The organism is Paenibacillus chartarius (assembly GCF_042432825.1).
In the GTDB taxonomy this organism is placed as follows: Bacteria; Bacillota; Bacilli; order Paenibacillales; family NBRC-103111; genus Gordoniibacillus; species Gordoniibacillus chartarius.
Map to the genome: position 1 here is coordinate 59,138 of NZ_JBHLWN010000002.1, position 17,306 is coordinate 76,443.

Consider the following 17,306-nt stretch of genomic DNA (forward strand, 5'->3'; position numbering starts at 1 on the left):
CATTGTTTTTTCTTGGCCGAGAACGGATTCGCCGGTTTATGCCTGTCGCCTTGTTTGCCACTGTCCTTTCTACCATCGTGAATCAAATCGCATGGACATATCAATGGTGGACGTTCAAAGTAACGTTGTTTCCATGGGATAAAGTCATCCCGCTGCCGACAGTTTACGGGGTGTTTCTGGTCGGTACGATCTGGATTTTCGCCTTTACCTTCCGCAAGTTCTGGTTGTATGTACTCGTTAATTTGATCGTGGACGGCATCTATGTTTTTGCGCTTTCCGTTTGGTTGAACCATTTGGGCGTACGGGAAAGCGGCAATTTACCGCCGTTAATCAATCTGTCGTTGATGACCGCTTTCGCTCAAATCCTGTATGTTTATCAAATGTGGCAAGAAGGCATATGGCTTCCGACTAAGACCGGAAACAAGGAGGAGGAAATCGGCAACGCACCGGACTCACCGCGTCCGCTCGGCATTCGAGCGAGAATCAAGGCAAAATGAACGTATCAGCCCTATTCCTCTTAGTCCAGCGCCCCGTAAACAACGGACCGCAGCCGCGGATGAATGAACGGCTCCCTGCTTGGCAGCAGCTGCTGCATGTAGACGATCGTGAGCTCCTCCTTCGGATCAATAAGCAAGTACGATCCCGCCATGCCGGCCCAGCCGAATTCGCCGATCGATCCGTTGATTCCGCCTGCCGCCGGATCGATCAAGGTGCGAACGCCAAGCCCGTAGCCGTAACCGCCCATATGCGACCAATCGTAATCACGAAGCTGCTGGCCGTTCAGGTGGTTCGTCGCCATCAATTGGAGAGTCTTCGGACTGAGAATCCGTGCTCCGTCCAGTTCTCCTCCCCTTACGAGAGCTTGCGCAAACCGGGTGTAATCCCCGATCGTCGATAGCAATCCCGCGCCGCCGCTTTCCAGACGGCAATCAGGCTGATAGCAGGCGTCCAATCTTGCGTTCGGGGTCATCGTACCGTCTTCAGCACGGTCATACATCGTGCATAGGCGATCGCGCTGATCGTCCGGAATCCGGAAGAAGGTGTCCTTCATGCCGAGCGGCTCGAAAATGTGTTTCTGCAGAAACTCGCCGAACGATTGGCCTGAAAGTACTTCAACCAGCGCTGCAAGAACATCATGGCTTAATCCGTATTTCCAGCGTGTACCCGGTTCGAATGCGAGGGGCACGCCTGCAAGAGCTTTCGCGGCCGAACGAGTATCCATCGTTTCGGCGGCATTATGCATAATGGCGCGGGTTTGACGTTCGGTTTCCGTTCCGTCTCCGCCGTATGTAATTCCTGAGGTCATCATGAACAGATCTTTGATCCGGATCGGATTCACTGCAGGAGCGACTGTCTTCACGCCGAATTCATTGTACTTATACACCTGCGGGTTACGGAACTCCGGCAAATATTCCCCTAATGGGTCGTTCAGCAGGTACAGCCCCTTCTCATACAGCATAAGAGCCGCAGCGCACGTAACGACTTTCGTCATCGAATAAATCCGGTAAATCGTATCCGGACCGATCTCCTTCTTTCTTTCCAAATCCGCATAACCAACGGTTTCTTCATAGATCGCTTCTCCCCGGTGAACGACCGTACAGGCGCAGCCGGCCGGGCCTTTCTCCGTCATACTCTTCAACAGCGGAGTCAACCGCTCGGCCAATCGATTGTTTCTGCTCATCGTTACGGCTCCCTTCATATTAAACGCTTTCAACACTTATTATAGCGAAAATGGGATGTTTTTCATATGAAAGTCTTCGAACTGCTTCTTACATCGCCCTTGCATTTGTTCCGATAACAAACGATAATGTTATTGTAACTTTTTCGGTAACAGATACAAAGGCGCTTCGTTCTATCGGGGCTGCCTAAAACTATTTCAAGCAGGTGAATGTATGGTACCTATTTCGATACTCGATCTTGCACCGATTGTGGCCGGCGGCACGGCCTCGGATGCGCTGCGCAATTCGCTGGATCTTGCCCGCCATGCCGAAGACTGGGGCTACAGCCGGTTTTGGCTCGCCGAGCATCATAACATGCCGGGCATCGCCAGCTCCGCCACATCGGTCGTGATCGGCCATATTGCGGCGGGAACGTCCCGCATTCGCGTAGGCTCCGGCGGCATTATGCTGCCGAACCACGCGCCCCTTATGATCGCCGAACAATTCGGCACGCTGGAATCGTTATTTCCCGGGAGGATCGACCTCGGTATCGGACGCGCTCCGGGCTCAGACCGTCTGGCTGCACGCGCCATGCGCCGCGGGCTGGATAGTGACGGCGACAATTTTCCGGAGCTGCTGGATGAGCTGCGCGCGTTTCTATATGGCTCCGGAACGCTTGGCGTTCGAGCTGTGCCCGGCGAAGGCTTGAATATTCCGATGTGGCTGCTCGGTTCCAGCGGCTTCAGCGCACAGCTGGCCGGTGAACTGGGGCTCCCCTTCGCATTCGCCAGTCACTTCGCCCCCGAATATTTGCTGCCGGCTTTGCATTTGTACCGCTCGCATTTCCGCCCTTCTTCCGTGCTGGATCAGCCATATGCAATGGTGGGAATCAGCGTCGTAGCTGCGGATACGCCGGAGGATGCTCAGCGTCTGGCCACCTCGCAGCAGCAGCAGGCGCTCAGCCTGATCCGGGGACGTCCCGGTAAGCTGCAGCCTCCGGTCGACAGTATGGATGGACTTTGGACTGAAGAGGAAAAGGAAATGGTGCGCAGAAGAATGGCCTATACGATTATCGGCGACCGGGCTGCGATCAGCGACAGACTGCAGCAAATCGTCCGCGAAACCGGTGCGGACGAATTAATCGCCACCGGCCAAATCTACGATCATCACGCCAGACTTCGATCCTATCACATTCTTGCCGAAGCCGCTGGGCTTAGGAACTAACAAAACTGAGCGCACACCGCGCTCAGTTTTGTTTTACCCATATTTATTTGTACCGCTCAATCAGGTCGGTCAAGTAATCAATCGCTTCCTTCTCGTCCTTACCCTTTGTTTTGATCGTAATCCGGGTTCCTTTATGAATCGCGAGTGTCATCATCCCCAGCAAGCTTTTCACATCGACACTGACCCGGTTTGCTTCGTCTACGTTATACTCGATGATAATGTCCGAAATAAACCGGCTCGCTGTTCTTGAAATCGCTTGCAGATCAACAGGTTGAAAATCGGCCGCAATGACAACATCGTACACTCTCATATTGCTCACTCCACTATTTATTTGATGGTATATTACCATGAAATCGCTATTTTGTGTGCAGCTTTTTTCGCCCGTTCCGCAAAATGAGAAATACCCGCAGAAAAAGCACTTCGCCAGTGCCTTTCTGCGGGTAAGTGGTGTCATAGACTATTAATCGTGGAAATTAGTGCCGTCCGTTGTCGCGGCAATTATGCCGGCGCGAATGACATAATCGCCGAAATGCTCGCCGCTCTCTCTTTCCTTCGCATATCGCGGAAGCAGTACGCGAAGCTCGCGGAGAATTTCGTCTTCCCCGATATTTTCCCGGTACATCTTGCTCAAGCGGCTGCCGTCAAATGCGGCGCCGAGATACATATTGTATTTGCCCGGAGCTTTACCGATAAAACCGATCTCGCCGAGCGCATGGCGCGCACAGCCGTTCGGGCATCCGGTCATCCGGATCGTAATTTCTTCGTCACGCAGCCCATTCTCGTCGAGAATCTCATCGATCTTGTCGATGAGCACAGGCAAATACCGCTCCGCTTCAGCCATCGCCAGACCGCAGGTTGGCAGCGCCACGCAGGACATCGAGCTGCGGCGGAGACCGGAATGACGCTTGCCGTCGTGCAGCCCGTACCGCTCGAGAAGCTCGGAAATTTCCGCTTTCTTTTGCGGTGTAACGTTTGCGATAATGAGGTTCTGATTGGCGGTCAAGCGGAAGTCGCCGGTATGCACCTTCGCAATTTCGCGCAGGCCCGTCATCATAGGATAGCCTTCGTAATCCGTAACGCGGCCGCCCTGGACGAACATCGTAAAGTGCCACTTGTCCCCTACGCCCTGCACCCAGCCGTACCGGTCGCCGTTATCGTTGAAATGGTACGGCTTCGCTTCGTCTAGCTTCCAGCCAAGGCGGTTTTCCAGCTCCTCTTTGACCGTCTCGAGCCCAAGGCGATCGACCGTGTACTTGAAACGGGCGTTTTTACGATGCGAACGATTACCGTAGTCGCGCTGAATCGTAATGATTTTCTCGGCAACGTCATAAATCTGCTCCGGCTTGCAGAAGCCGATGACCTTCGCCAGCTGCGGATACGTCTCCTTGTCGCCGTGCGACATCCCCATACCGCCGCCGATCGCTACGTTGAAGCCGACAAGCCGGCCGTCCTCGACAATTGCAATAAAGCCCAGGTCCTGGGAATACACATCAACGTCGTTGGAAGGCGGCACGGCGATGCCGATCTTAAATTTCCGCGGCAAATAAAGCGGGCCGTACATCGGCTCGACTTCGTCCTGCTCCGGAGTCGAGGCAACGATCTCTTCATCGAGCCACAGCTCGTGATAAGCCCGGGTCCGCGGCAGCAGATCGTCGCTTAACCGCTTCGACCATTCGTATACTTCCGCATGAATGTCGGACTGATACGGGTTCGGATTGCACATGACGTTCCGGTTTACGTCGCCGCACGCAGCGATCGTGTCCAGCAGCGCTTGATGGATCGATTGAATCGTTTTTTTCATGTTCCATTTCAAGATGCCGTGCATTTGGAACGTTTGGCGTGTCGTGAGCTTCAGCGTGCCGTTTCCATATTTGTTGGCAAGCTCATCCATGACGAGCCATTGTCCAGGCTGAGCAACGCCGCCGGGCATCCGCACGCGCAGCATGAACTGGTAGGCCGGCTCCAGCTTCTGCTTCTGCCGCTCGTTCCGCAGATCGCGGTCGTCCTGGAGGTAGCTGCCATGGAATTTCATCAATCGGTTATCGTCATCCGAGATGCCGGCGCTAAGCGGCTCGAGCATCGATTGGGCCAAGGTGCCGCGCAAGTAATTGCTTTCTCGTTTGATGCGCTCGACATCGCTAGGTGGTCCCTCAGGCGCGGTTAATTTCAAATTTGCCATGCTTGTCGTACTCCTCTCAAAATCAATAAACGTCTCGCTGGTACCGCTTGTTCTGCTGCATCGCCGCGAGATACTGCTCCGCCTGTTCACGGCTCATGCCGCCTTCGGTCTCGATGATCTCCAGCAGTGTCCGGTGTACGTCCTTGGCCATATTTTTCTCGTCGCCGCAGATGTAAACCGCCGCGCCCTTCTGCAGCCATGCGAACAGCTCCTTGCTATGCTGCTGCATGCGATGCTGGACGTATACTTTTTGATCCGTATCGCGGGAGAATGCAACATCCATGCGGGTAAGAACGCCGTCTTTGATCCAGCGCTGCCATTCGGTTTGATACAAGAAGTCGGTGACGAAGTGCTGATCGCCGAAGAACAGCCAGGACTCGCCCGTTGCGCCAATTTCCTCGCGCTCCTGCATGAAAGCGCGGAACGGCGCGATCCCCGTGCCCGGTCCTACCATAATGATCGGCGTGCTCGGATCTTCCGGCATCTTGAAATTCGCATTATTTTGGACGAATACGGAAACCGCATCTCCTGACTGCAGACGCTCCGCACAGTAGATGGAGCAGACGCCGCTACGCTCCCGCCCGTGCGCTTCGTAACGCAATGCCCCGATCGTCAGATGCACTTCTTCGGGATTCGCCGCCTGAGAGCTGGAGATCGAATACAAGCGTGCAGGTATTTTTCTCAGCAAGGAAACGACATCCTGGGCGCTGCCTTGAAGGGGGCCGTAATCGCTGACGAAATCGACCAGATCGCGGCCGTGAATATATGCTTTGAGCTGTTCTTCATTGCCGGCCTGCAGCAGCTCCAGAGCTTCCTTATTCGCCGCAAGCGGCGCCAGCTTCTCGAGCAGCGGCTTCGTTAACGTCGTGATCTCGAAATGTTCGATCAGCGCCTCGCGCAGAGGGCGGACCTCCCCTTGCTTGTTGACGGTTACTTGTGCTTGTGGTTCCCACTTCGTCCGCTCCAGCAGAAGATCCACTAGCGCCGGATCATTGTGCGGGTAGATGCCAAGGCTGTCGCCTGGCTGATAGGTGAGCCCCGAGCCTTCGAGCGACAGCTCGAGGTGGCGCGTTTCTTTATTCGAGCCGCGGCCGTTCAAATTGATATTCGTCAATACTTCGGCCTTGAAAGGATTCGATCTGTCATAGGCGGATTCCGAAGCGATCACAGCGGCCGCGCCCGAAACAGCGGCTGCAGACGTACCGGCTCCGGCCTGCCCTTCCTTCAGCCGGTTCACTACGCCCTGAAGCCATTCCGCTGCCGGTTCGGCATAGTCAACGTCGCAATCTACGCGATCGTACAGACGGGTTGCACCGAGCTCTTCAAGCCGGGCATCGAAATCTTTGCCGGTCTGGCAGAACAGCTCGTAAGAGCTGTCGCCAAGCGACAGCACCGAGTAGTTCAAGCCTTCCAGCTTCGGCGCCCGCTTGCTGTGCAAAAATTCATGGAAGGAGATCGCATTATCCGGCGGCTCGCCTTCTCCATGCGTGCTGACAACGATGAGCAGCTGCTGGACCTTCTTGAGCTGATTCGTCTTGAAGTCGCTCATCGACGAGAGCGTAACTTGAAACCCGTTCGCCTCAAGCGTCTTGGCAAATTTCTTCGCCAGACCTTGCGCATTCCCGGATTGCGATCCGAACAGAACGGTCACTTCTTTGCTTGCTGCAGGTGCGCCGCCTGCCGCCTGCTGCCCTGCACCGATTGCTCCGGATGCCGGGATTGCTGCCGAAGCGGCGAGATACCCGCTGAGCCAAATTTTCTGGGAGTCGTTCAAGCTCGGAAGAAGCCGATTCAGAAGGTCGACCTGATCCTGGCTAAACGGACTATTGTTTACCTGCAATTGCAACGCTATCCACCCCACCATAGTTCAAATTACAATAATTGCCCAACGGGTCGACTTTACACTAAACCCGCAGATGAACTTACTATTGAAAACTATACCATATTCCGCAGCCAAAAAATAATGTCGAAAAATAATGTTTTCTAATTAAACCGATAAAGAAAAGGTATTTTTCGTTCAAACAGCCTATCGAGGCCATCCCCCCCATTATTACAGCTGCAAATAGGAGACGATCAGACTGTTTAATGCCCATCCGATTGACAAACGCCTCGCCTCATACCTTATCCATATGTCCGGTTTCGCCATCGATTTGCAGAAGGACTCCTGATAGCTCGCCTGCATCCTTCACGTTTGCCGGCCGTTTCGTATAGCGCAGCCCGTTCATAATAACGTCCTGTTGCTCGTTTACCATGATAGACTCCGCTTCCTCTTTATTCGATGACACCTGTTCCTTGCAGCTTGACTTTCGCCTGAACGGTAATTGGAATATCCCGATACTGGGACTGCCATTGCTCCCAATCCGCTTGATCCGTCATATGGGTGGACCGGTATTTCAATCCGATGCCGAGCAGATCGATCCCGGCCTTCTGCATCCGGTTGAACAATTTTTGTGCCCGATCGGCAATTTCTTTTTCCGTCAGCCGCTCATAGGATTTCAGTTTTGACAAGCTTATCGAGTGTTTGGCTTCTTCGATAATGCCGTTCATTTTGACAGCAACCTCAACGCGAGGCAGCTCCCGGCCTCCGGCCGATCTAATGACGCGAATATTCGACTGGATATCGTCTACGGAAACGATGAAGGTATGTTCTCCATCATAGACTTTCACGTCCGATTTTCCAATGTTCTGGTAGAACGTATTTAATATTTTCGTTTCTTCCGAATCCAGCTCCATGACGAACTCTTCTTTGGAAAATAGTGCGACTTTATTAATCTGGATCTGATCCTTGCTTCGCTTCTCAATGATCGGAAGAATCGGATCCAACCCTCTCTCTTTGAGCCGCCGGCGCATATCGAACAAATATTCGGATACGATATATGACGTATGCGTCCCGGTCTGGCCGAACGAAAGAAAAATCATGTTCGACGGGAGGCGTTCGGACTGCGGGTTTAGCATCAATATGGACATCGCGTCAGGCCGTCCCATCCCGACCCACGAAATCATCTGGATATCCCGGCGGCGTACGAACCAATCGAGCACTTCACTTAAAGCGTGTTTATCTTTGATGAACTTTTCTCCGAAAACGATCGCTTTCGCATGTCCGAAATCCAGCTCCTTATCCACCTTCGATTTCATAATCCGCACGGCTTCCGTTATCGTCTCCGCTTCCTCCGTGACGATAATGAACAGGTTCGAGCCGAACTTTTCCTCGGAAGAAGGAATCGCCAGCTTGAGCTCTACCTTATATTTTGCCGGAGGCTTGTCGGATCGATCGACGCCGATGGAAACGACAAAGAAGCGCTTGTCGATATCCTTGAATCCGCAGCCCGACAATACTGACATGACAGCCAGTACGCAGGCCAGGATCAAGCATTTCAGTTGATTTCCCTTCACGACATCTTCCTCCTTCGCCATGCGGCAAAGACGGTTATAGCTACCAGAACGATTTCCGCAGGAAAACGAACGTTGAGCCATAATTTTCCGAGTGTAAGCAAGTTTGCGTCAGTAATGACGGCGTTAGCGGATAACAGGAGCAGGGCAAACAAGAGGACAACGCCAATGGCGAACCATTGCTGCGTCTTGCTTGATTTGTGTTCCACCTCAAACATGAGCTTCAACATGACAAACGAAACATGCATGTGGATGATCATGCTCGCGAAAGCGATAACACCGTAAAGGAACAAAAAAATGAACAGCACCCTCTCCATGACACCGAGCTCAATTCGCATCGAATCCGCCGTGGTAATCCAAGCAAATGTATACTCGCTGACACCGTCCGCGCCCAAGAACCCGATCGGAATAAACAAGGTTGTAAAAAGAATCGTTAAACCTACGACACTGTGGACCCACAGCCACTTCACCTTGAAATTCGGAATGTACCGATTGAAGACCGCCATATTGACATACCCGGTGAACACATAGGTCGCAGCGGCAACGGACTCGTAGTTCGGAATTTTACGAATATAGGCAGCCACAGCAAACACGCTGTCCCAGTTCATGTCCTTGTTAATGAACGCTTTGAAGAGGATGAATGACGTTAACGGAACACCCAGAATCAGCAAAATTTCCAGAACATGCAATATTTTTGTAGACGACTGGGTGGCAACGAAACCGACCACGAGAAAATAAATGGAGGTAACGAGAAAGCTCGATATTTCCGGATTGAGAAATTTGCGGGTGAAGTCCGAATAGGCAAGCAAGGTGATCATTCCCGCCGTATACCAAATGACGGCGAATGCGAACATGAGCGCCTTCCGGACCCATTCCGGAATCGTACCGCGAAGAAGTTCCGGGATGCTTGTACCCGGGAACTTTTCTATTGTTTTACAAAAAACATACATAAGCAGCGTCGAAATGCCGGTTGAAACAAATAGCCCCAACACCGAGCCGTTGTAACGGTTTACTACAAGCACCCGGGGTACAAAAGCGAGAACGTTGACGAGCATATTGACCAGTATCAAATAATAAAAGTAGCGGTTCAGGACGCCCTCCCCCCTGCTTCTCCTCGCAGTCGCTGGCTGACCAGCTTAGCGGAATCAAGCCCCCACGTAATTTGCAAATATGGGGTTCCGAAGCTGTCGATCATGGCAATGTAAACGACCAAAAACACGAGCCCTACGAGAAGACCCATGAAGCCGAACATTGAGCTGAGCAGCAAAATAAAATATTTGGCGACTCTCATGCCAAATCCCATTGGTATAATAGGGACCACAAAGTTCGAAATCGCGACCGCGGCAACGATAATAATCATGATGTTGCTGACAAGACCCGCCTGCGTAGCCGCTTGTCCTAAGATTAACCCGCCGACGGTCGTCGCCGTCGATCCGACCGTCTTCGGCAGCCGTACGCTCGCTTCCGTAAGCAGCTCCATCATAATCAGCATGAACAGCACTTCAACATAGGACGGATACGGAACCGGCGCGCGGCTGCCGGCGATAGACAAGGCGAGTTGTACCCGCAATATTTCCGGATTGAACGAAGTGACGACGACGTAGAAGGAAGCCAAAGTCAAACTGAACAAGAGCCCGATATACCTCAGCAGCACCAAAAATCGGCTGATCGCATAGTTCTCGTACACATCGTCCATCGACGACATGAAGTCGAACAACACGGTAGGTACGATGACGGCAAACGGCGTACCTTGCAGCAGCACGGCGATTTTCCCTACGGCCAGATTGTAAACAATGCGGTCCGGCCGTTCTGTTACCATCCCTTTGGGGAAAGCGGACCTTTTGCTGCCGTTGATCGCCAGCATGAGCTGGCTAGCGGACTGCACCAAATTTAAATCCACCGATGCCAGTGCCTCGCGGACTCGCTGCAGTGCCTCCCGATTGACGAAGTCATCGTCATACATGATGACCATTCGGGTGCAGGACAGCTTGCCGACAGTCATCTCTTGCACGGACAAACTCGGCCGAGGATAACGCAGCCGGATCAATCCGATATTAATGGACACATCCTCGCTTAAAGCCAGCTTGGGTCCAAGGAAGGTCGATTCCACATTCGTCTCCGACACTTGGGCATTCTGAATATCCTTCATGTCCAGCAAGTACGTGTGGGATTCAATGGCGATCAGGACGCAGCCTTTCAGCACTTGATTCAGCGTTTCTTCGTTACTGAACGGAAGCTGCACGCCGGGCAAGGAAAGCAGGTGCCTTGCGTAGCTGGGGAAATCCGGGAATTTGCCGAGAGGATCTATGATCAGCTTCTGCAGCTTAGTCTCGTCGCATACCGTTCGAATGTATAGAATTCGTCCTTCCATCTGTTCGTTGCGAATGGAACTGATGACGATGTCGCTTGCTTCGCTAAGCTTACTGCAGATCCAGTCGATGGTTGAATTCGTCTGTTGCATGCTGTCATCATTCCTTTGATTTGGATGCCTTTCCATAGGTTGTGCCGCAAAACATGGGAATATGTACACCCAGTAATAATTACATAATTATTATTATGTAAAATAAAGAAGGCTCCCTCGCGAGAGCCTTCGCCGCTTTCCTTATTTCGTACCCGGGGCGGGCATATCGACGCCTTGCACGCGATGATTATGCCCGTCGTCTGTTGTCGTATAGAAATCATAGTAATGGACATGCATGCCGTTGCCTACTGGAATCGCCGGACCCGAATACGCTTTATAATAGTGTTTGTGACCGTCCTCGTACATCACATATCCTTCGGTGTAGTGGATATGGCCCCCATCCTGCGTCATGATCGGCGGTGACGTGACGTCTAGGCATTGATGGACATGACCGTTAGAAACCGACGTGTAATCTACGGAACCGTGATTGTGCTCGGGAACGAAGCCCGACACGAAGCTGTCTTTGGAAATCAAGTTGACACCTGCCTATTTTCAATATATAGGCATCTTATTCAGCTAGTGCACATGATGTGAACGATGGAACATAGAGCGGATTCGCCTTACAATCCTATATGCTTTGCGAACTACGTTCAGCAGCACGTCCGGAATCGGGATTTGTTTGTCGTACAAGTACGGCAAGTAAATTTTATAATAGGCTTTCTTGAGATCATGCCACATCCGGCACGGCTCATGCTTCAGAAAATCGGAAACGTCAACGACGAGGCCGCGCCCCTTGGCGTTAAGCATCACATTTTTTCCATGAACGTCATGCGGGCGGAGCCCCCGATTTCTTGCGTAATCCAGCGCCTCATCAATATCGAAAATGACCTGCTCGGGAATAGGGATGCCTCTTCTAAAGCAGTCGTAAAGCGTTACGCCGTACAGCCGTCTCAGTACCAAATAACGATGGTCCTTGTCCGAATGAAAGCATTCGGCATAGGCGGGATGTTGTCCGAGACGGCGGTATACCTCGACCTCCTCTTCCCAGCCGTGCCGCCCTGGAGCGTAAATCTTCACTACACGGTCGGCAAAATCGGGATGCGAGACGACGACGGCATAATTTCCGGCTCCCATCAGCTTCCAAGGCTCGGGAATATGGCGGACGACGATCGGGTCGTGCGGATGGGTGCTCTCCACGACAAGCTGCGGCAGCAATTGGGTATGGATATATTCAATGAATAGACGTACGTCCACCATGTTTGTCGGGGGACTGTCAGGGATCGATGGCTTGATCCGGGATAATTTCATCAGGCGCATCCTCTTTCATAATCTTGGTTTCACTTCAACATGAAGACGATAATGAATAATATGATGAAGTGAACGGGGTAAAACGATCTCCAGAGCCAGCGGGGAACCGCTATCCGATTGAGCGCTTTCGGTATGGACGGCGTGCAGGCCAATACGAATGTCGGAATAACGCTCGCCAATTGAATCGTCCAGCTCTCGCCTTTGTAGAACAGGTAAGCAAAATTTAGCAGCATATGCAAACCGACCATTCGATGAGAAGTCGTATACCGGTATATGAAAATGAGCAGCAGACCGTAAGAGCCGTAGTCGAAATCGAGCACATCCAGCAGCAAACCGACCGCAGCGGCCAATAGAACTTGAGCCTGCGCCTGTTTTATGCGGTCCATCAAGATCATCGTACTCAAACCGGCCAGCAATGTGCCGATAACGTTGATTCCCCACGTGTTAAAAGTCAGCATATACGGTATTTGCGAAGCTGCGCCGATCGCGAGGAGGCGCAGCATATAATTCCGGATATTTCGGGTTCGTTGATAGCCTAGTACGACAAAGTAGCAGTAGATCGGAAACGCCATACGCCCTGCATATTGCCAGATCAGCTCAGAAGGAAAAAACAATTTGCCGATATGATCCAAAGCCATCGTCGCCATCGCGATAAGCTGCATGACGATCCTCCTTCTTGCTTTTCTTTCATGATAGCACAAAAATGAAAAGCCGCGTACGAAACGCGGCTTTCGTCAGTAGGCAATATTTTTTCCGTAAAAGATTTCGTCCATTTCCCACTTCAAATTTTTCGTGATGTCCGCCTGCTCTTCCGGGCTCAGCTTGTCCTTCGTATAGCCGAACAAGTAATTGTTGAGGTCGAATTGCTTCAGCTTGCATTTGGTGTGGAAAATATTTTCTTGATACACATTCACATCAATCATATCATATAAGCTTTGGACTTCGTCGGGGATGTAGTTTTGAATGGAGCTGATCTCATGATCGATGAACAGCTTATGACCGCTGATGTCTCTCGTAAAACCGCGTACGCGGTAATCGATGGTCATCACGTCGGTTTCGAAGGAATGGATTAAGTAGTTCAATGCCTTAAGCGGCGAAATTTCCCCGCAGGTTGATACGTCAATGTCGGCGCGAAACGTGGAAATCCCTTCGTCCGGGTGATACTCGGGATATGTATGTACGGTGATATGACTCTTGTCCAGCTGTATGACGACGGAATCCGGCAATGGTCCCGGGGACTCTTCGTAGGACTCCGTCGGCACTTCGACTACAGGGCCCTCAGACACAAGCATCGTCACGCTCGCTCCTTGCGGAACGTAATCTTGCTTGGCGATGTTGAGCACATGCGCTCCGATAATTTCGGCAACCTGGCGCAAAATATGGGTCAGCCTGTCCGCATTATATTGCTCATCAATATACTCGATATACGCTTCCCGTTCTTCCTTCGTCTTCGTATAGCAAATATCGTACATATTGAAGCTTAGCGTTTTCGTTAAGTTGTTGAAGCCATGCAGCGTCACATGCTGTTCCGGTGTAAGCGGCAAGATTCGCCATCCTCCCTTTTTGGTTCAGTATGCGACGCCCGGTTTGAAACTATACGATGGTTACTTGAACTTTCTCCAGTCCGTATTGCTGTTGTTCAGCAAATGCTCAAAGTCGTTCTCCAGCCGCTTTTGCTCCGCTTTACGGGCCGCCTCTGCTGCAGCGCGCTGCTCCTCTCTGCGCTTTGCTTCCTCCGCTTTCATGGCGTCAGCGCTGGCCTTGAGCTTACTCAAGGTATCGGGCTTCAGCATATCTTTGATCGTTGCAGGCTTCTCTTCGTTGTTGTTTTTCGCCATACTGCCACCTCAATTCAAATTTCAGCGAGCTATTCTCGAATCGTTACAGGGGTTCCGACCGGGATATGCCGATACAGCCATTCGACGTCCCGATTGCGCATCCGGATGCAGCCCGAGGATACGCTGCCCCCGATGGAATAAGGATTGTTCGTGCCGTGAATGCCGTACGTATATCCGCCTGTATTCGGCACGCTCAGTCCCAGCCAGCGCGTACCGAGAGGATTTCTTTTATCGCCGCCGGGTATGTTTTTACGAAGGTACCACGGATTTTTGATTTTATTACTGATGGAAAATTGCCCTTCCGGAGTCAGGTTTCTCCGCCCGGTAGCGACCTGAAACACGTATACGGGGTCCTCGTTTACGTAGACAGTCAACGTATGGCTGGACTTGTCGATGATCATGCTGACCGTATCTTCAAGCGGCGCTGCGTTCGTTTGAGCACTATACGTTCCGTATGGAACGATCAATAGCACGAGAAACAGCATAACTTTGCTTCTGAACAACTCGAAAAGCTCCCTTCCGAGACCAGCTCAGGACACCGGTATTGGCGTCAGGATCTGTCGATTTGTTCGTATGTTATGCTTTATTCGGCCAAAATATCAACGGCATTCGCCAACTCATTCACTCGCGGATAATTGCGAGTTGTTCGGTCCGAACCGTTTCAAATTGCGCAGCCGGGCGAGCTCGATCTCCTCTTCCCGATTGCGTGGGGGCGCTTGGGTTACCAAGGAATTCATTAAGGTTTTGGCCGCAGCGGCGACTTCTTCTACTGCCTGATTGAATGCTTGCTCATTGGCTTTCGAGGGCTTTTGAAAGCCTGATATTTTCCGAATGAATTGCAAGGAGGCAGCATAAATTTCATCATCCGTTACCGGCGGCTCGAAATTGAATAATGGCTTAATATTGCGGCACATATATAACCTCCTCCCAATGATTATGAAAAGCCAAGTCCGGTCCCGCCTTCGCGACAACCGAACTTGGCTTATGAAACGCACTTCTTGTTGAATCTTAATAAGCGAGCGCGAACAGGCCCTCAATATGTGATAAATAACGTGCGTTGCTTGCTTTCTTCATCAGCGAAGCAGGCGTGCCCTTCAGTTCGATACCGCTGCCGCCGATCGAACCGATGCCGTCTTTACGGCCCAAGCTTGCCAGCGTGCCGGAGAATACAGGGTTAAACGCGTCCATGGACGTTCCCTTGAAGGAAGCCGCAATATTCGCACCGGCCAGTTCGCCCATCTGCCAAGCCAGCTGTGCCGTTGGCGGATACGGACGTCCTTCCGGTCCGAATACGACTGCGCAGTCGCCGGCAAGGAAGATTTCCGGATGCGATACCGACTGTAAATACTCATTCACCGTAGCACGGCCGCGGTTGACTTCAACTCCGCAATTCGCAACGAGCGAGCTGCCTTGTACGCCCCCGGTCCAAACGAGCGTATTCGTTTCAATTGTTCTGCCATCCTTCAGCGTAACGTTCGACCCGTTCACTTCCGTGATGGCGAGACCTGTCAAGAACTGTACGCCCCGGCTTTCCAGGCTCTTCGTAGCCCGATCGATCAGATCGGCCGAGAAGATCGGCAGGATGCTCGGCATCGCTTCAACGAGATATAACGAAATATCGGAGAAGTTCACGCCGTATTTACGGCAAATGCCCGGCAGTTCGTCGGCCAGCTCGCCGACAAGCTCAACGCCGGTCAAACCGCCGCCGCCGATGACGAATGTCGCATCGGCTTTGTTCTTCGTTCTTGCATAAGCTTGGATGCGCTCTACCACGTGTGCGTATACTTTATTAGCGTCGGCTACGGACTTGAGCGTCAAGCTGTTTTCCTGCAATCCCGGAATGCCGAAATAATTCGTTTCGCTGCCGAGCGCAAGCACCAGCGCATCGTAGGTATACGCCGATCCGTCCTCAAGAGATACTTTACGTCCGCTCACATCAATCTTCTGGATATTGCCGACCTTAAGATTAATCTGCTTGCCTTTCAGCAGCTTCTCCAGCGGCAGGGCGACAGCTTTCTCGTCCACATTGCCGGCTGCCAGACGGTGCAGCTCAGTAATGATTTGATGCTGCGGCACGCGGTTGATAAGGGTGATGCTCGCTTCTGCCGGTGACAAGTTTGCGCGTGCGGAGATGGCGCTAAGGAGACCGCCGTAGCCTCCGCCCAGAATCAAAATATGCTTACTCACCGTGGACTCCCCCTTTACGCTCGCCAAGAATGTCCAAATATGCCTGTGCAAAACGAAGCATATGCTGCAGTTCCGGATTCTTGAGCAGCTTCAGCATGCCGAACAACCCGATCTGTGCATCGCTTTGCTCAGCGCGGTCGCTGGCTTCGATCGCTGCGGAAGCATACGATTTTACTTTCTCTTCGACCGGCTTGACTACTTCTTGAATGCCGCCGATCATATCTTGAATCAGAATACGGTCATTTGCAACCTTCTGAATAAAGTCATACGTCTTCGTCAGGGTCGTCATCATTTCCGTCAGCTTAGGAAGCTGCTCCACCAGCGTACTGAGCGATTGTTGGACTTCGGGCTTCAACAGCTGATCAAGGACGTCGGTCTTGATGACGTCTTGTACGGCAACTGTCACGTTTTCCTGCTCCGATGGTTGCACGGTAGTTGTTTGTGACATTTTTTCGTTAGTCCTCCTTAGTGAAACTTTTCACATTATTGATCGTAATCTTTAAGGCTCACTGTTACATTATATACCCAATCAAAATTCTTGCAATAGTTAACATGACTTTGTTAGGTTAAGATTTTTATTACACGCCCGAAAAGTGAAAGTTATGTGAAATGTTATTAGCTTTATCATTGTCATTATTGGAGATCACTAAACACGGATAACGCTATTTAACATAATATTGTTTATGTACTTGGAGTGGCGCTTACCGTTCTGAAAATAGAAAAAGACATGCTGCGTTCAGACAGCATGTCTTGGTCGTGAAGCGGAAGACGGGAATCGAACCCGCGACCCTCGCCTTGGCAAGGCGATGCTCTACCGCTGAGCCACTTCCGCAATTTGTGGTGCCGCCGAGAGGAATTGAACCCCCAACCTACTGATTACAAGTCAGTTGCTCTGCCAATTGAGCTACAGCGGCGTATTGCGGGGGCAGGATTTGAACCTGCGGCCTTCGGGTTATGAGCCCGACGAGCTACCGGGCTGCTCCACCCCGCGTCATTGTTCAAAGTGCGGTGATGCACCTTGAAAACTAGATACGAAACAGTTTGCGTAGAATTTGCTGGCTGGTCTTGCCGGGGTCCCCGCAAAGTATTCGGAATTCGCTTCGTCAGCTTCTTCTTCACTT

General features: G+C 51.8%; 19 protein-coding genes and 3 tRNA genes. 2 read left to right on the forward strand and 20 right to left on the reverse strand.

All coding sequences use genetic code 11. The features are described 5' to 3' along the window. Positions 1-38: 38 nt before the first annotated feature. Positions 39-497: a hypothetical protein gene (locus ACFFK0_RS00325; protein ID WP_377467475.1), complete on the forward strand. Its 459-nt coding sequence runs from the start codon at positions 39-41 to the stop codon at positions 495-497. Positions 498-517: 20 nt separating this feature from the next. On the opposite strand, the gene ACFFK0_RS00330 is transcribed toward ACFFK0_RS00325, so the two are convergent. Continuing rightward, positions 518-1,681: a serine hydrolase domain-containing protein gene (locus ACFFK0_RS00330; protein ID WP_377467477.1), complete on the reverse strand. Its 1,164-nt coding sequence runs from the start codon at positions 1,679-1,681 to the stop codon at positions 518-520. Positions 1,682-1,892: 211 nt separating this feature from the next. On the opposite strand from ACFFK0_RS00330, the gene ACFFK0_RS00335 reads away from it, so the two are divergent. Continuing rightward, positions 1,893-2,882 carry an LLM class flavin-dependent oxidoreductase gene (locus ACFFK0_RS00335; protein ID WP_377467479.1) on the forward strand — a complete coding sequence of 330 codons (990 nt, stop codon included), beginning with the start codon at positions 1,893-1,895 and terminating at the stop codon, positions 2,880-2,882. A gap of 43 nt (positions 2,883-2,925) precedes the next feature. Here the strand turns inward: ACFFK0_RS00335 and ACFFK0_RS00340 are convergent, their stop codons facing one another. From ACFFK0_RS00340 to ACFFK0_RS00430, 19 genes are all read right to left on the reverse strand, one after another. Next, complete coding sequence (locus ACFFK0_RS00340; RefSeq protein ID WP_377467481.1) at positions 2,926-3,192, reverse strand: HPr family phosphocarrier protein; 267 nt, start codon at positions 3,190-3,192, stop codon at positions 2,926-2,928. Positions 3,193-3,342: 150 nt separating this feature from the next. Further along, positions 3,343-5,061, reverse strand: a complete 1,719-nt coding sequence (gene cysI, locus ACFFK0_RS00345; protein WP_377467483.1) for an assimilatory sulfite reductase (NADPH) hemoprotein subunit — start codon at positions 5,059-5,061, stop codon at positions 3,343-3,345. 22 nt (positions 5,062-5,083) lie between these two features. Continuing rightward, the gene (locus ACFFK0_RS00350) at positions 5,084-6,907 is read right to left on the reverse strand and encodes an assimilatory sulfite reductase (NADPH) flavoprotein subunit (RefSeq protein ID WP_377467485.1); all 1,824 of its coding nucleotides are present in this window, start codon (positions 6,905-6,907) and stop codon (positions 5,084-5,086) included. 268 nt (positions 6,908-7,175) lie between these two features. Beyond that, on the reverse strand, positions 7,176-7,313 hold the full coding sequence (locus ACFFK0_RS00355) for a hypothetical protein (protein ID WP_377467487.1): 138 nt from the start codon (positions 7,311-7,313) through the stop codon (positions 7,176-7,178). A 19-nt stretch (positions 7,314-7,332) separates the two neighbouring features. Next, entirely contained in the window at positions 7,333-8,454 is a 1,122-nt protein-coding gene (locus ACFFK0_RS00360; RefSeq protein WP_377467489.1) for a Ger(x)C family spore germination protein, read from the reverse strand. Then, on the reverse strand, positions 8,451-9,506 hold the full coding sequence (locus ACFFK0_RS00365; RefSeq protein ID WP_377467491.1) for a GerAB/ArcD/ProY family transporter: 1,056 nt from the start codon (positions 9,504-9,506) through the stop codon (positions 8,451-8,453). The genes ACFFK0_RS00360 and ACFFK0_RS00365 overlap by 4 nt, the downstream gene beginning before the upstream one ends. A 32-nt stretch (positions 9,507-9,538) precedes the next feature. Then, positions 9,539-10,912, reverse strand: coding sequence for a spore germination protein (locus ACFFK0_RS00370; RefSeq protein ID WP_377467493.1), 1,374 nt, complete (start codon positions 10,910-10,912; stop codon positions 9,539-9,541). Between the two features lie 141 nt (positions 10,913-11,053). Continuing rightward, entirely contained in the window at positions 11,054-11,386 is a 333-nt protein-coding gene (locus tag ACFFK0_RS00375; RefSeq protein WP_377467495.1) for a YmaF family protein, read from the reverse strand. Positions 11,387-11,428: 42 nt separating this feature from the next. Next, complete coding sequence (locus ACFFK0_RS00380; RefSeq protein WP_377467511.1) at positions 11,429-12,109, reverse strand: serine/threonine-protein kinase; 681 nt, start codon at positions 12,107-12,109, stop codon at positions 11,429-11,431. 80 nt (positions 12,110-12,189) lie between these two features. Further along, positions 12,190-12,822, reverse strand: coding sequence for a TraX family protein (locus ACFFK0_RS00385; protein WP_377467497.1), 633 nt, complete (start codon positions 12,820-12,822; stop codon positions 12,190-12,192). Positions 12,823-12,894: 72 nt separating this feature from the next. Further along, entirely contained in the window at positions 12,895-13,704 is an 810-nt protein-coding gene (gene speD, locus ACFFK0_RS00390; protein ID WP_377467499.1) for an adenosylmethionine decarboxylase, read from the reverse strand. 60 nt (positions 13,705-13,764) lie between these two features. Continuing rightward, positions 13,765-13,998, reverse strand: coding sequence for a YqkE family protein (locus ACFFK0_RS00395; protein ID WP_377467501.1), 234 nt, complete (start codon positions 13,996-13,998; stop codon positions 13,765-13,767). A gap of 29 nt (positions 13,999-14,027) precedes the next feature. Then, positions 14,028-14,501 carry a L,D-transpeptidase gene (locus tag ACFFK0_RS00400; protein WP_377467503.1) on the reverse strand — a complete coding sequence of 158 codons (474 nt, stop codon included), beginning with the start codon at positions 14,499-14,501 and terminating at the stop codon, positions 14,028-14,030. 114 nt (positions 14,502-14,615) lie between these two features. Further along, the gene (locus ACFFK0_RS00405) at positions 14,616-14,912 is read right to left on the reverse strand and encodes a DUF2277 domain-containing protein (RefSeq protein WP_377467505.1); all 297 of its coding nucleotides are present in this window, start codon (positions 14,910-14,912) and stop codon (positions 14,616-14,618) included. A gap of 94 nt (positions 14,913-15,006) precedes the next feature. After that, positions 15,007-16,185 (reverse strand): NAD(P)/FAD-dependent oxidoreductase, encoded by a 1,179-nt coding sequence (locus tag ACFFK0_RS00410; RefSeq protein WP_377467507.1) that lies wholly within the window; start codon positions 16,183-16,185, stop codon positions 15,007-15,009. Next, the gene (locus ACFFK0_RS00415; protein WP_377467509.1) at positions 16,178-16,633 is read right to left on the reverse strand and encodes a helical membrane plugin domain-containing protein; all 456 of its coding nucleotides are present in this window, start codon (positions 16,631-16,633) and stop codon (positions 16,178-16,180) included. The genes ACFFK0_RS00410 and ACFFK0_RS00415 overlap by 8 nt, the downstream gene beginning before the upstream one ends. A 312-nt stretch (positions 16,634-16,945) precedes the next feature. Next, positions 16,946-17,017: transfer RNA gene (locus ACFFK0_RS00420), tRNA-Gly, on the reverse strand. A gap of 6 nt (positions 17,018-17,023) precedes the next feature. Continuing rightward, positions 17,024-17,099, reverse strand: a tRNA-Thr gene (locus tag ACFFK0_RS00425). A 3-nt stretch (positions 17,100-17,102) separates the two neighbouring features. Next, positions 17,103-17,176, reverse strand: a tRNA-Met gene (locus ACFFK0_RS00430). Positions 17,177-17,306: the final 130 nt, after the last annotated feature.